The organism is Sphingomonas sp. TF3 (assembly GCF_003985085.1).
Taxonomy (GTDB): domain Bacteria; phylum Pseudomonadota; class Alphaproteobacteria; order Sphingomonadales; family Sphingomonadaceae; genus Sphingomonas.
Window position 1 is genome coordinate 64,719 of record NZ_RWKS01000001.1, and the last position, 14,470, is coordinate 79,188.

The 14,470-nt window shown below is 66.4% G+C and carries 14 protein-coding genes; 10 read left to right on the top strand and 4 right to left on the bottom strand.

Annotated features, from left to right (window positions below):
• Positions 1-5 precede the first annotated feature (5 nt).
• Genes EJC47_RS00315 through EJC47_RS00330 form a run of 4 tightly spaced genes read left to right on the top strand, consistent with a single transcriptional unit; the run spans position 6 to position 5,058 of the window.
• Positions 6-776, top strand: coding sequence for an enoyl-CoA hydratase-related protein (locus EJC47_RS00315; protein WP_126845006.1), 771 nt, complete (start codon positions 6-8; stop codon positions 774-776).
• A 50-nt stretch (positions 777-826) separates the two neighbouring features.
• Positions 827-2,350 (top strand): class I adenylate-forming enzyme family protein, encoded by a 1,524-nt coding sequence (locus EJC47_RS00320; RefSeq protein ID WP_126845007.1) that lies wholly within the window; start codon positions 827-829, stop codon positions 2,348-2,350.
• A complete protein-coding gene (locus EJC47_RS00325) occupies positions 2,343-3,725 on the top strand; it encodes an MFS transporter (protein ID WP_126845008.1) in 1,383 nt (460 codons plus the stop codon). The genes EJC47_RS00320 and EJC47_RS00325 overlap by 8 nt, the downstream gene beginning before the upstream one ends.
• A 1-nt stretch (position 3,726) precedes the next feature.
• Entirely contained in the window at positions 3,727-5,058 is a 1,332-nt protein-coding gene (locus EJC47_RS00330; RefSeq protein ID WP_185867503.1) for an MFS transporter, read from the top strand.
• A 47-nt stretch (positions 5,059-5,105) separates the two neighbouring features.
• Here EJC47_RS00330 and EJC47_RS00335 read toward each other — a convergent pair whose 3' ends face one another.
• The gene (locus EJC47_RS00335; protein ID WP_126845010.1) at positions 5,106-5,891 is read right to left on the bottom strand and encodes an aldolase/citrate lyase family protein; all 786 of its coding nucleotides are present in this window, start codon (positions 5,889-5,891) and stop codon (positions 5,106-5,108) included.
• A gap of 240 nt (positions 5,892-6,131) precedes the next feature.
• On the opposite strand from EJC47_RS00335, the gene EJC47_RS00340 reads away from it, so the two are divergent.
• The 6 genes from EJC47_RS00340 to EJC47_RS00365 all read left to right on the top strand — a co-directional run bounded on the left by EJC47_RS00340 (position 6,132) and on the right by EJC47_RS00365 (position 11,439).
• Positions 6,132-7,700 (top strand): class I adenylate-forming enzyme family protein, encoded by a 1,569-nt coding sequence (locus EJC47_RS00340; protein WP_126845011.1) that lies wholly within the window; start codon positions 6,132-6,134, stop codon positions 7,698-7,700.
• Entirely contained in the window at positions 7,700-8,995 is a 1,296-nt protein-coding gene (locus EJC47_RS00345; protein WP_126845012.1) for an aromatic ring-hydroxylating oxygenase subunit alpha, read from the top strand. Before EJC47_RS00340 ends, EJC47_RS00345 begins: the two co-directional genes overlap by 1 nt.
• Entirely contained in the window at positions 8,992-9,486 is a 495-nt protein-coding gene (locus EJC47_RS00350; protein ID WP_126845013.1) for an aromatic-ring-hydroxylating dioxygenase subunit beta, read from the top strand. Before EJC47_RS00345 ends, EJC47_RS00350 begins: the two co-directional genes overlap by 4 nt.
• Before the next feature lie 83 nt (positions 9,487-9,569).
• Entirely contained in the window at positions 9,570-10,670 is a 1,101-nt protein-coding gene (locus EJC47_RS00355; RefSeq protein WP_126845014.1) for a thiolase family protein, read from the top strand.
• Positions 10,667-11,065, top strand: a complete 399-nt coding sequence (locus EJC47_RS00360) for a Zn-ribbon domain-containing OB-fold protein (RefSeq protein ID WP_126845015.1) — start codon at positions 10,667-10,669, stop codon at positions 11,063-11,065. Before EJC47_RS00355 ends, EJC47_RS00360 begins: the two co-directional genes overlap by 4 nt.
• Entirely contained in the window at positions 11,062-11,439 is a 378-nt protein-coding gene (locus EJC47_RS00365) for a VOC family protein (protein ID WP_126845016.1), read from the top strand. The genes EJC47_RS00360 and EJC47_RS00365 overlap by 4 nt, the downstream gene beginning before the upstream one ends.
• Here the strand turns inward: EJC47_RS00365 and EJC47_RS00370 are convergent.
• Genes EJC47_RS00370 through EJC47_RS00380 form a run of 3 tightly spaced genes read right to left on the bottom strand, consistent with a single transcriptional unit; the run spans position 11,436 to position 14,409 of the window.
• Positions 11,436-12,548: a phosphotransferase family protein gene (locus tag EJC47_RS00370; protein WP_185867504.1), complete on the bottom strand. Its 1,113-nt coding sequence runs from the start codon at positions 12,546-12,548 to the stop codon at positions 11,436-11,438. The genes EJC47_RS00365 and EJC47_RS00370 overlap by 4 nt on opposite strands.
• On the bottom strand, positions 12,538-13,482 hold the full coding sequence (locus EJC47_RS00375; RefSeq protein ID WP_126845018.1) for a quinone oxidoreductase family protein: 945 nt from the start codon (positions 13,480-13,482) through the stop codon (positions 12,538-12,540). The genes EJC47_RS00370 and EJC47_RS00375 overlap by 11 nt, the downstream gene beginning before the upstream one ends.
• Positions 13,483-13,515: 33 nt before the next feature.
• Complete coding sequence (locus EJC47_RS00380) at positions 13,516-14,409, bottom strand: NAD-dependent epimerase/dehydratase family protein (RefSeq protein ID WP_126845019.1); 894 nt, start codon at positions 14,407-14,409, stop codon at positions 13,516-13,518.
• Positions 14,410-14,470: the final 61 nt, after the last annotated feature.

Genomic DNA, 14,470 nt, shown 5'->3' on the forward strand with positions numbered 1-14,470 from the left:
TAGGAATGACGACGATGCTCGCCGACCAACTCGTAGAAGGCAGGTCGGACGAGCTCGTCGTCACCGATCTTGAAGGCACCAGGCTGGTCGTCTTCAATCGTCCGGCGGCGCGCAACGCGCTGTCGAACGCAATGAAACAGGACCTTGTGGCGACACTGAGCGAGGCCGAGAAGGACGATAACGTCCGTGTCGTCATCGTCACCGGAGCCGGGGCATGTTTCTCGGCGGGCGCCGATATCAAGGAACTGCGCGCCGGCGCCCAGCCCATCCGGCCGCATCCCGGCGAAGCGCTGCGCGCCTTCGGCAAGCCGGTGATCGCCGCGGTGGATGGCCCATGCGCCACCGGCGCGCTGGAAGTGGCCCTGTCCTGCAGCTTCATCCTCGCTTCGTCGAACGCGCGCTTCGCCGATACCCATGCCAAGGTCGGACTGATCGCGGGCTGGGGGATGAGTGCGCTCCTCCCCCGCGCGATAGGACGACGCCGCGCCAACCAGATCATGTCGACCGGCGAGTTCATCGACGCCGGCCGCGCTTATGATTGGGGCCTCGTCAACGAAGTGGTCGAGGGCGACGTCACCGAACGCGCCGTGGAAGTCGCACGGCTGATCGGGAGCAATCCGCGCGGCTCGGTGGAAGCGCAGATCCGCGCGATGCGCGACGGCGACGGCGCCTCGCTTTCCGAGGCGCTGGAGATCGAGGAGGGCATGAAGCAATCCTGGCGCGCGCAGCGGACCGGCATCTTAGCGAACGTCCCCGACCCGGCCCCGAATCCATGACCTCGCCAAGCGCCGCGACGGCCGCGCGGCATCATCAAGGCAATAGTCCGATGCAAGACGACGCTCCGCCCCTCCTCGATGCGGAGCTGCCGACCTTCGCCGACCTGCTTCTCGCCGCCGAGCGGGCGTTTCCGGGCCAGGAAGCTTTTGTCGAGGGCTCGAACCGGATCACTTATGGCGAATGGGTCGATCAGTCGCTGCGCGTGGCCAGCGCCTTTGCCGAGCGCGGCGTCGAGCCCGGCGCCATCGTCCTGATCGCGCTCGAGAATGGCGTCGATTACGCGGTCTGCTTCGCCGCGGCGCAGCTGCTCGGCGGAATCGCCAGCGGCGTCAATCTGCGCCTCGGGCGGCGCGAGTTCGACGGGATCATCGAACGCTCCGGCGCCGCGCTCATCATCGTCGAGGATGATGCTCCGGAGCCCAAGGCCGGCCCCCGGGTCGTGCGCCGCTCCGAGCTGGCCAAGCTTCGCCAGGCACCGACGCGCGCTGCCCCGCACGCCGGCCGTCCAGACGATGCCGCGGTCATCATCTGGACGAGCGGCACCACCGGAATGCCCAAGGGGGCCTGCTTCACCCACGATAATCTTCGCAATGCGGTGCGCACCGCCGGGCCGGTGGCGGCGCCGCTGGCCCGCAAGCTCAGCTCGGTCCCCTTCGCCCATGCCGGCTTCATGTCCAAGGGGTGGGAGCAGGTCGCCTTCGGCATGACGCTGGTCGTCGCGCCGACGCCGTGGAGTGCCGACGCGATGCTGCGGATCCTCGTCGACGAGCGCATCAACATCGCCGGCGCGGTGCCGACGCAATGGACCAAATTGCTCGCGCATCCGGGGCTTGGCTCCGCCGACCTGTCGCACATCACGGTCGGCATCACTGCGACGGCGCCGGCACCGCCCGAGCTTGTCGAACAGGTCTCGCGCGCGATCGGTGCGCCGTTGATCGTTCGCTATTCGATGACCGAATGCCCATCGATGACCGGCACGCGGATCGGCGACAGCGCCGATGTCCAGTACCGGACGGTCGGCAGACCGCAGGTAGGTGTCGAGCTGAAGTTCCTGGACGATGATCGCAGCGAAGTGCCGGCCGGAGCTGTCGGGCGCATCGCGGTGCGATCCAAAGCCCTCACCGTCGGCTATTGGAACGACCCCGAAAAGACCGCCGAGGCGCTGATCGGCGATGGCTGGATGCTCACCGGGGATTTCGGCAGGCTCGACGACAGCGGCAACGTCATTCTCGCCGGGCGCGCCAACGAGATGTACATCCGCGGCGGCTACAACATCTATCCGATCGAAGTGGAACGCATCATCGGCGAGATGCCCGATGTGGCCAGCGTCGCGGTGGTCGGCACGCCGGCCCCGACGATCGGCGAGATCGGAGTGGCCTTCGTGGTGCCGATGGACCCTGCCAATCCGCCTTCGCTCGAGGCGGTGCGGAGCAAGGTCCGGTCCGAGCTGGCCGATTACAAGGCGCCCGACCAGATCGTGCTGATCGACGCCCTCCCGGTCACCCCCATGATGAAGGTCGACAAGCAGGCGCTCAAGGTCCGCGCCGCGGCGCTTGAGACCACGCGTGGTTGAGCCCGCGTCGCACCGCATTCTGGATGCCGGCCCCGAACGCGTTTCGATCGAGGCGTGGTGGATGCTGGCGGTGCTGCTGCTGCTCTACACGCTCTCCTTCGTCGATCGCATCGTCATCTCGATGCTGGTCGATCCGATCAAGGCGACGCTCGGACTGTCCGACGTGCAGATGGGGCTGATCATCGGCCCGGCCTTCGGCGTCGCTTATTGTATCTTCGGCTATGTTTTCGGCCTCGCCGCCGATCGCACGTCCCGGCGAAAGGTGATCTTCGGCGGGGTGACCCTGTGGTCGCTGTCCGCCGGTCTTAGCGGGCTCGCCGGCAGCTTCGCCGGGCTGCTGCTGTTCCGGGTCGGCGTCGGCGCTGGGGAGGCGGCACTGACGCCGGCCGCCTATTCGATGCTGACCGATCGCTTTCCGCGGCGCCGGCTGACCACGGCGATGGCGATCTATCAGATGGGCGCCAAGCTCGGCGCCGCGCTCGCATTCGCCATCGGCGGCGTGAGCATCGCCTTCGCCGCCACGATCCAGCACAGCCATTGGCCCATCGTCGGGAATATGGAGCCATGGCAGATCGCGCTGGCACTGACCGGGCTGCCCGGCGTGCTTCTCGCGCTGCTCATCTTCACTTTCCGCGAGCCACTGCGCGGTGCATCGACAAACGCGGCGGCCGATCGTCCGCCGCTGATCCCGTTCCTGCGCAGCGAGGCGCGCGCATTGGTGCCGATGGCGATCGGCTTCGCATCGATCTCGATCACCATGTACAGCCTGACGTCCTGGGCGCCGACCTATATGAGCCGCCAGTTCGGCTGGCATCCCGCGCAATACGGGCCCGCGCTCAGCGTCATCAGCCTGGTCGGAGCGGGCTCGATGATCGTCAAGGGCATGTTCGTCGACTGGCTGTACGGCCGCGGCATGCGCGACGCGCATCTGCGCTTCTTCACCTGGCTGCTCGCCGCCACGATCCCGGTCGGAGCCGTGGCATTCTTCCTGACCGACCCATGGTGGTTCCTCATCGCTTACGGGGTCATGCAAGTGGTGGCGCTGCAGTTCGTCGTGTTCATGGGCGCCACGCTGCAGTTGTTCGTCCCGCCGACGCTGCGCGGGCAGGTGACCGGGCTGTTCCTCGGCGTGTTCACCTTTCTCGGGCTGGGCGCGGGCCCGACCTTCACTGCGTTCCTCACCGATTATGTTTTCCAGGACGAAGCCAAGCTGGGCATGTCGCTGGCAACCACGACTTGCCTGACGATCCCGCTCGCCTGGATCAGCCTGCGATACGCTTTGACTCCGGTCCGCGCTGTCCTGGCGCGGCAAAACGGCCCTGAAAACCTGCGCGCGGAGCCTGAAAACAATGTTGGCCGCGTTGCCCAGCCGTAAGATGACCGCCTCAGTCGAGCCGTCGAGGCCTTCGCCGGCGGTCGCCTGGCTGACGATCGCGGTCCTGTTCGTCTATTCGGTGTTCGCAATGGTCGATCGGCAGATCATGACGATGCTGGTCGATCCGATCCGCCGCGACTTGGGCATCAGCGACGTGCAGGCGAGCCTGTTGCTCGGCTTTTCCTTCGCGATCTTCTACACCACGATCGGCCTCGCAATGGGGTGGATCGCCGACCGCACCTCGCGCCGGGCGCTGATCGCGGTCAGTGTCGCGCTGTGGGGTATCGCTTCCGCGGCATGCGGGCTTGCCTCCAACTTCTCCGAACTGTTCGTCGCGCGGATGCTGGTGGGCGTGGGCGAAGCCGCGCTCGGGCCGGCGGCCTATTCGATGATCTCGGACTCGTTTCCGCGCCATCGCCTGTCGCTGGCCATGTCGGTGTTCATCATGGGCGGGCTGGTCGGCGGGGCGATCGCCATCCTTGCCGGCGGCTTCGTCGTCGCGTGGAGCACCACCCACGCCAGCGTCGCGGTGCCGATCATCGGCGAACTGCACAGCTGGCGGCTGGTCTTCTTCGTCACCGGCCTGCCCGGCCCGTTCCTCGCGCTGCTCGCTTTCCTGTTCCCCGAGCCGGCCCGCCTCGGCCGCACCTCGGCTCCCGAGGCCGGCAGCACGGCGCATCTCGTCCGGTTCCTGAAAACCAATGCCGCATTGCTGGCGCTGCTGTGCATCGCCTTCGGTGCGCTGAGCATGATCGTCAATTCGACATTCGCCTGGTCGCCGACGCTGCTCGGGCGCACGTTGCACGTCGCGCCCGTGCACATCGGTATGACGATCGCCGCGCTGCTGATCTTCGCGGGGCTGCCCGGGCAGATCGCCACGGGATGGTGGGTGGACCGTCAGTCGGCGCGGGGCGATACCACCATCAATCTGCGGATCTTCCTGTTCACTCTGCCCTTCGCGGTTCCGGCGGCGATCATCGGCTTGCTGTGGGGCAATGCCGCGGCGTTCGCCGTGGGCATGATCCCGCATTACTTCTTCGCGATGACCTTCCTCGGCGTGGCCGCCGCCGCGCTTCAGCTGATCACGCCGAACGAACTGCGCGGCCGCGTTTCAGCGCTATTCACGATGGTCATCACTTTGATCGGGTTCGGCGTCGGGCCAACGCTCGTGGCGGTATTGTCCACCGCGATCGATGCTTCGGGAATGGCGATCGGCAAGGCACTGGCGATCGTGCTTGGCGGCGCCGCCGCGACCGCTATTGTCGCGCTGGCGGCCGCACTCCCGCGCTTTCGCGATGCGCTGCAGGTCGATCGCCTGTCGAGACAGCAATGAGCGCCGCCGCGCCTTTAGGCTGGCCGATCAGAGAGTAGGTTGATGCGTCAATAGGTTCCGGTCGGGAGCGGCACGCTGTGTCCCCGCCCGAATTCGGCGGCCAATGCGTCGGTCGCCCGCGCCAGCAAGCCCATGTCGGTGCCGACCGCCACGAACAGGCAGCCCAGCTCGAGATAGCGACGCGCGGCGGCGACATCGGCGCTCAATATGCCGGGCGCCTTGCCGGCGGCGCGGATGGCCCCGATTGCCCGCTCGATCTGCTCGACGACATCAGGGCACGAAGGCTGGCCGCGATAGCCAAGCGACGCGGACAGATCGGCCGGGCCAATGAAAATTCCATCCACCCCGTCGACGGCGCTGATTTCCTCGACTGCGGCGATGCCCGCACGGGTTTCCACCTGGACAAGGAGACAAACTTCATTATCCGCGCGCGCCAGATAATCGCGGTCGCGCCCCCAGCGCGACGCCCGGCTCATCGCGACGCCCCGAACTCCCGCGGGTGGATAACGGCACGCCGCGACCAGCTCGGCCGCCTGCGCCGCGCTGTTCACCATCGGGATCAGCAGAGTGCGGAAGCCGAGATCGAGATATTGCTTGATCAGCCAGGGCTCGCCCACCGGCGGGCGGGCGACAGCTTCCGCCGAGGTCTCCCCGATCGCCTGGAGCTGCGACAACAGCATCGGGACGTCCGTCGGACTATGCTCCCCGTCGAACATCAGCCAGTCGAAACCCGCCCCGGCGCAGATTTCCGCCGTATAGGCGCTCGCCAGGCCTTGCCACAGTCCTATCTGCGCCCGCTTGTCGAGGAGCGCCTGTTTGAAACGGTTCTTCATGCGAAAGAGATTCGGCGCAAAGCCCGAGCCTCGCCAGCAGAGTTTGCGTTATCGCGCGATAGCGAAAACCCATCGCCGTCATGCGTCAATGCCTTGGGCCGGCGACATACCTGCCCGGCAGACGAAAAACCCATTGATAAATCCAATGCCTTGCAAAGCATCTGCGAGCTAACACTCGGGTGTCGATACGCTTAGGCCAGCGGAAATTATCGATACAAAGACTGCAAGAGAGGGCCGGGAATGTTCCTACGCGACTTCGTGCGACGCTGCGCCGAAAAATTTCCCGATGAAATCGCCTATATCGACGCGGATCGACGCAGCAGCTGGGCGGAGATGCACGAGCGCTCGAGCCGACTGGCGCGCGTGTTTCAGGATCTTGGCATCGCCAAGGGGACGCGGACGGCGATCCTGTCGCACAACCGGATCGAGATCGCCGAGCATTGGTTCGCGTGCATGAAGACCGGCGCGGTTCGGGCGGGCCTGAACTGGCGCTATTCGACGCGCGAGATGATGCACGTCATCCGCGACTGCGATGCCCGCGCGATTTTCGTCGAGGCCAAATGCGCCGCCAGCCTTGCCGAACATTACGAGGAGCTTGCCGCCGAGGGGCGGATCATCATCGGGTTCGGCGGGGCGCATGATCTGCCGCTCGACTATGACAGGCTGGTCGCAAGCACGGACGCCAATCCGGACCTGCCGCCGCTCGAAGAAGAGGCGCTGGGCGCGATCGGCTACACTTCGGGGACCACCGGAAATCCGAAGGGCGTGCTGCTGAGCAACCGCAATTTGCTGACGTCGCTCGTCTTCAACAACATGGTCAACGGCTATACCAGGCAGGACGTGCGCGTTTACGTGACGAACCCGGCCGGCATCAACATCAACACGATGTGCATGAACATCATCACCGGAATGACGACGGTGCTGGAGAATTTCCAGGCCGAGCGTTTCCTAGATCTGATCGAGGAGCACCGCGTCACCACCGTCACCGTAGTCCCGACGATGCTGCGCCGCATCGTCGATGACGTGAAGACCGGCCATTGGGACACGTCGTCGCTGCGCCAGATCTGCTATGGCACGATGCCGGCGACGCCCGCGCTGATCCGCGACGCCTATGCGACGCTCGGCTGCGAGTTTCTCAACCGTTACGGCGTGTCGGAATCGACGGGCGCAGTCGCCCTGCTCGACAATCCCGGGCACCAGCAGGCGCTGGCGGGGGACGTCGCGCTGCTGCGCTCGGTCGGCAAGGCCATGCCGCACGCCGACATCCAGATCCGCGACGAGGAGGGCAATGAAGTCCCGCGCGGCGAGCTGGGCCTGGTGTGGATCGGCGGCGACACCGTCATGCAGGGCTATCTGAACCTGCCCGAACTCAATGCGAACACCGTCTTCGGTAAATGGCTGAAGACCGGCGACTTCGGCCGGATGGACGAGCGCGGCTATATCTTTCTCGGCGATCGCCAGCACAACATGATCGTGAGCGGCGGCTTCAACGTCTATCCGACGGCGATCGAGAACGCGCTGGCCGAGTATAAGGGCGTTGCCGAAGTCGCGGTGTTCGGCATGCCGCATCCGCAATGGGGCGAGGCGGTGGTGGCGGCCGTGACCGTTCGCGGCGACGCCAGCGTCACGCCGGAAGCGCTCGATCGGCATTGCCGCGAGAACGTCTCCAAGTTCGAAGTGCCGAAGCACATTGCGATCCTGCCCGCGCTCCCGCGTGGGAATACCGACAAGGTCGATAAGCGCGCGATTCAGGCAATGTTCACGCAGCCGGGCAAGCTGCCCTGGGCGATCGAGAAGGAGACGGCGTGATGGCCACCGCACCCGACATTCGGCCGACGGTCGACTATCGCCATCTGGTTCAGGACGGCCGGCTCCATGGCTCGCTCTACACCAGCCCGCAGATCTTTGCCGAGGAGATGGAGCAGATCTTCCATCGCGGCTGGAGCTTCGTCGCGCACGACAGCGAAATCCCCAACTCGGGCGACTTCGTCGTCCGGCGCGTCGGCACCCAGTCGCTGATCGCGTTGCGCGGCAAGGACGGCGAGGTCCGCGTCTTCTACAATCGCTGCCCGCATCGCGGCGCGACGCTGTGCCAGACCGCTTCCGGGCATCGCTCGCGGATCACCTGCCCCTACCACGCCTGGACCTTCGCGCTGGATGGCCGGCTGATCGGGCTTCCCGACGAAGGCGCCTATCCGCCCGATTTCTCCAAGGCGGATGCCGGCCTGACGCCCGTCGCCCGGATGGACAGCTATGGCGGTTTCATCTTCGTCAATTTGATCCCGAACCAATTGACGCTGCGCGAGCATCTCGGCCACGCCACGGAACTGATCGACGCCCTGCTCGGGCTTTCGCCCACCGGCCGCATCCAGCTCACCGCCGGGTGGATGAAGCACAAGATGCGCTCCAACTGGAAGATGATCGTCGAAAATCAGGTCGACGGCTATCATGCGCCGATGGTGCACGGTTCGCTGATCACCGCCAACCGCACCTTTGCGACCGTGCGCGACCGCAAGCCGACCTCGCCGACGCGGGTGCGCGATTTCGGCATGGGGCATTCCGATATCGACCATGCCAGCGACTATCGCGCCGCGGGGGACCGGCTGTTCCGCTGGACCGGCGGCATCGATCCCGAGCGGTTGCCGGTCTATGTCAAGGCAATGGACGACGCTTACGGCCCCGAGGACGCCCGCCGCCGGCTGATCGAGGGACCGCCGCACTCGATGCTGTTTCCCAACCTGTCGCTCGCCGAAATGAACATCATGGTGATCGAGCCGGTGAGCCCGCAACATTCGATCCAGTACACCATCCCGGTCTTCCTCGAAGGTGCCGACGATCTCAATGCGCGGACGCTGCGCCGCTGCGAAGGCGCGATGGGGCCCGCCGGGATGCTGATCGCCGACGATGCCGAAATCGGCGAGCTGACCCAGATGGGCGTCGCCAATCTGGAGCCCGAATGGATCATCCTGTCGCGCGGGCTGGGCAAGGAGGAAGTGCTCGCCAATGGCGTCAAGCTTGCCGGGCTGATGGACGAGACCAGCCAGCGCGGTTTCTGGAGCCATTATCGTGAAGTGATGGCCGCATCGCAGGAGGCAAGCCAGTGACGACCGCGACTCTCGAGCGGACGGCGCTAAGCGCCGCCGCCGTCGAACAGTTCCTCTATCTCGAGGCGCGGCTTCAGGACGAGCACCGCTATGACGAGTGGGAAGCCCTTTGGGCCGACGAAGATACGCTCTATTGGGTGCCGAGGCGCCAGGGCGCCGACCCGGCTCGCGAGGTTTCCTATGTCTATGACAATCGCGCCCGGCTCTCGAGCCGTATCCGGCAGCTCAATACCGGGGTCCGCCATTCGCAGGCGCCCCAATCCGGTCTGCGCCGCCTGATCTCCAATATCGAGATCGGCGAAAATGACGGCGAAGTCGAAGTGCAGTCCAACTTCATCCTGATCGAATCGCGGCGCGCCAATCTGACCACATGGGCCGGGCGCACGACGCACGTGCTGGTGCCGGCCGGCGACAGCTTCCGGATCAGGCGCAAGACGGTGGTCCTCGTCAATTGCGATGAGGCGATCGACAATCTGGCGTTCCTGGTCTGACCGGGCGCGGCGGACTCGACGCATCGATCATCGGTCTGGGCCGTGCCGGCCTGAACCGGGAGGACGGGCGAAGTGCGGCGGAGATGGCGCGCGAGGCCGTGATCGCCGCGGTGGCGGATGCCGGGCTGGCCACGGCTGCCATCGACGGCCTCGTCATATCCCGCACCAGCGGCGCGAGCGACGCTGTGCTGGGGCTGGACCTGCAACGCGCGCTCGGCCTGCGCGACCTCAAGCTCAACCGCATCGCGCTCTGCGAGGGCGCCAGCGCGCTTGCCGCGATCCAGACGGCGGCGCTGGCTTTATCCGCCGGCCTCGCGGACGTGGTCGCATGCGTGTTTGCCGACGCTCCCGTCACACCCGGCAAGCGGATGGGCGAGGCCTTTGGCCGGCTCAAGACCGGCGCCGGCATGGAAGGGCTGCGCTACAGCGCCGGGCTGTTCGGCGGCGCATCGGTCTATGCGCTCAGCGCCCAACGCTATCTGGCGCGACATGGCCTGAGTGAAGAGGTTCTCGCCGATGTCGCGATCACGACGCGGGCCTGGGCCGCGCTCAATCCCGACGCATCGTTTCGCAAGCCGCTGACCCGCGAAGCCTATTTCGCCGCGCGCTATATCGCCGAACCTCTGCGCCTGTTCGATTGCGCTGCCCCGGTCAACGGCGCGGTCGCGGTGATTGTCAGCCGGCGCGATCGCGCCGCCGACGGCGCACAGCCGGCGGTGCACATCCTTGCCAGCGCCGAAGGACATCCCGGCACACCGGACCGGCGCGGATTCGACCGTTCGCTCGACCATGGCGGCACCATCGCCGCGCGCGCGCTGTTCGCGGCGACTGGCCTGTCCCCTGCCGAAATCGACATCTGCCAATTCTATGATGCGTTCAGCATCGCGCCGCTGCTGGCGCTCGAAGCCTATGGCTTTTACGGCCCCGGCGAGGCGCGCCGGGCGTATGCGAACGGGGCCGCGGGCCCCGGCGGCAGCAGGATGCCGATCAACACCGGCGGGGGCCACCTGTCCGGCTATTATCTCCAGGGCATGACCCCGGTCGTCGAGGCGGTGCTGCAGGCGCGCGGCGCCGCGGGCGAGCGCCAATGCGCGCGGGCCGGAACGATACTGGTCACCAATGACGGTGGCCGGTTCGATTACCATGCCGGCATGATTCTCGGTGCTGCGGAGCATGGCCGATGACCCTCCCGATCCCCGCACCCGATGCTGCCTCCGCGCACTTCTTCGCAGCGCTCGACGAGGGGAGGCTGGAAGTGCTTCGCTGCGACAAATGCGCGACGGTCCATCTCGCGGTCCTGACCTGCGACGTTTGCGGTGGCGGCGCTTTCACTGCCGAGCAAGCCAGCGGCGGAGGTACGGTATACAGCTTCACCCGGCTCCACATCGCGCATCATCCGGCATTTGTTGACCGGCTGCCGGTCTGCGGCGGCATCGTCGAACTCGACGAAGGGCCGCGCCTGTTCGCGCCGCTGCTCGGCGACGAGCGCGCCGCGATTGGCACCAGGGTGCGATTCGAATTGCTGCCGGTCGGGGATCGCGCGGTCGCCGCGTTTCGCCTGATCGCGCCCGGAGAATGATCGATCGCATCGACCATCTCGTTCTGACCGTGGCATCGATCGACACGACATGCGCATTCTACTGCCGCGTCCTGGGCTTCGAGCGGCACGCAGCCGAGGGCAAGCCGACCGCGCTGGCGTTCGGCCATCAGAAAATCAACGTGCATCAGGCCGACCGGACCTTCGATCCGAAAGCGCGCCATCCAACGCCCGGCGCCGCGGATTTTTGCCTGATCACCTCCATGCCGATCGACGCCTTCGCGCTGCATCTGGAGCATTGCGGCGTCGAAATCGAAAAGGGGCCGATTGCGCGCGGCGGCGCCATCGGCGCGATGATGTCGATCTATTTCCGCGACCCCGACGGCAATCTGGTCGAGGTCGGCCAGTATCTCTAGCCGCTCGCGCCGGGCGCCGGCGCCAGGCCGCGATGCGCGCTGAATTCCGGAGATAGCGGCGGCACCGCGATGCCGAGCCGTTCGGCGACGATCTGGGTCGCGGTGTTGGCGTGCGCCATCTGCGTATCCGCCGGAAGCCGGCCGGCCTCGATTCCGATATCGGTCGCCCGGATCAACGTGGTGGCAATGAAGAACGCGCCAAGGAGAATGAAATAGTCGAGGTCGTGCACCTCCGCCCGCGCGGCATCGCAATAATGGCGGATCACTTCGGCCTCGCTCGGCCACCCCGGCAATCGTTCCATGCCGATACTCTCGGCATGGAAGCGGTCCATCATGATCCAATAGCCGATATCGAGGCTGCGCGGCCCGACAAGCGCCCCCTCCCAGTCCAGCACCGCCGCGATCGACCGGTCCGGCCTGAACAGGATGTTGCCCGGCCGCGCGTCTCCCCAGAGCAGCACATCGTCTTCGTCGTGGAGGCCCGGGCGATGCCGCAGCAGATAGTCGAGCGCCTGATCGGTGATCGGAAAGGCCCGGCCGGCGGCCGCCCAGCGATACCAGACGGCAAGCTGCCGCAGATGCCGGTCGATGCCGCGGCCATCCTCTTCCCCTGCAACAAGGAAAGGATGAGAATGCCGCCAGTCGATGGCATGGATACCGGCGACGGCATCGAGACCGTTGAATGCAAGCATGGTCCGTTGCTCCGAATCGAGCTCGGTCAGCAGGCCCTGGACGTGCATCGACGGACGGCCAAGCGGCGCGCGGCCTTCGATATGGCGCATGACGAGGAACGGGGCGCCGAGCACTTCGCCGGTTCCCTCGACACCCATCATCGCAGCGACCGGCACCGCGCTGTGCCGCGCGACTCCATCGATCATGCGATATTCCCGGACGATATCGGGGGTCAGGAACAGCTGGTTCCCGCGCTGTTCAAAGCGGACGACGAATCGTTCTTCGAGGAGATCGGGCGCGCGGCGGCAGTGGAAGCTCAGGAGCTCGCTCGACTGGCCGCCCGCCAATGGCTGCAACGAGGCGATCTCGCAGCGTTCGCCGAACGCAGGCTGGGTGCGCAGCCAGTCAGTCAGCCGCTGCTCGCGGTCAAGCGTCATGGGCGACCTGGATGAGAATTTTCGCATGCGGGCTGCCGTTTTGCGCCGCCCATGCCGCCTCGATATCGTCCAGCGCATAGGTCACGGTATCGATCGACCATTTGCCCGCCTCGGCATAGCCGAGCAGGCGCATGAATGCGGCCTGGCGCTCCGCGGCGGAGCGGATGAGTTCGCCGGTATCGACGCCATGATGATGCCGCCGCCGCAATTCGGTCAGCGTCAGGGTCATCGTCCGTCCGGCGCGGGTGCCGATGCTCATCAGCCGCCCGCCCTCGGCAACCGATCGCATCGCGGCTTCGGCCGGCGCCCCGAACAGGGGATCGAGCACGACATCATAGCCGCGATCGCCCTTTTCGGCCGCCAGCGCCGCATCGTCGTCGCCCTGCCCGAGCTGGACGAAGGCATCGACGATCCCGCGCTCCTTCAGACGCTGCAGCGCCTCCAGCGAGCGTGCCGCGCCAATGATCGCGCCTGCTCCCAGCTGACGTGCCACGAGCGCGCCGATCTGCCCGACCGGGCCCGTCACTCCGAGGATCAGCACGCGATCGCCCGATTGGATCCGCGCCTCTTCAAGCGGAATGATCGCCCCGATTCCGGCAAGGGCGAGCGCGATCACCTGGCGCGCGTCGGCATCCTCGGGGATCGGCCAGACCTCGGCCTCGGGAACCATTGTTATCTCCGACATCGCACCCTGTTGCGGGAGCGAATGGCCGAAATAGACGCGCGTGCCGTCGGCGAGCCGGCCAATGCCCTCACCGCCGACGATGTAGGGAAATACCGGGCTCTTATAGGTCCCGCGCACGCGCAGGACGTCCGTGGGCTGGAGCCCGGCCCATTCGACGCGGATGCGCAGCGCGCCCGGCGTTTCCGATGGTTCGGGAACGTCGCTCAGATAGGGGATCGTATTCAGGGCATCGACGACAGCGGCGCGCATTTCATTCTCCGTCTTGCAGCGGCCGCAGGACCGCTATTCGCCCCGGTAAGCGGCGTGTGCCACGTCGGACAGCATATCGAGATGGCGCGGCGTCCAGCCCAGCTCGGCGCGCGCACGGGGCGAGCTCGTGCGGCTGCACGTGCTCATGATGATGAGCGCGAGGAACTTGCCCCAGATTTTGGCGGCCTCGTCGAAACCGATGCTGCGTGTCGCGCAACCGAGCTGCGCGGCAACACGCTCGGCCAGCGTCCGATGCGCCACCTCCCCGGCGACACAGTGATAGAGCGCGGCCGGCGTGCCCCGCTCAATGGCCAGCGCATAGACTTCCGCCAGATCATCGACATGGACGTTCGAATAGAGGTTCAGTCCGCGCCCCAGATAGCAGACCTCGCCGGTTCGCGCGGCCGAAGCGTAGAAGGCCTCGATAAGCCCGCAACCGCCATGCCCCCAGATCATCGGCGGCCGCACCACCATTGCGCGCACGCCGCGATCCCCTGCGCTTCGCACCAGTGTTTCGGTCTCGACACGCCGGACGAGCCACTTGGACGGGACGAAATCGTCGGCTTCGGCGAAGCTGTCTTCGGACCAGTCGCCATCGGTCTTCTGGCTGAGCACGCCGGAGCCCGAGGTGAAGATCAGTGTCTTGCCGCCCCCCGCCAGCCGCTCGACCAATGCGGCGAGCGTATCGTGCTCGGGCTCGAGAAGCAGCTGCGCCGCATAAACCACCGCGTCGGCGTCCGCGATTGCCCGATCGAGCGTGTCGAGTTCGGTCAGATCGCCGATCACCGGAAGCGCGCCCAGCCCGGCCACGCGTTCGGCCGCGCCGGCCGAGCGCGCCGTTCCCGACACCGCGTGCCCCGCGCGCACCAGCCTTTGCGCGATATGCGATCCGATATAGCCGGTCGCGCCGATCACAAGGACCTTCATGGGCCAACCCTGTCGGTCCGCGCGGCAACTTCAAAGACCCTGCGAAGGGACTGTTGCGCCG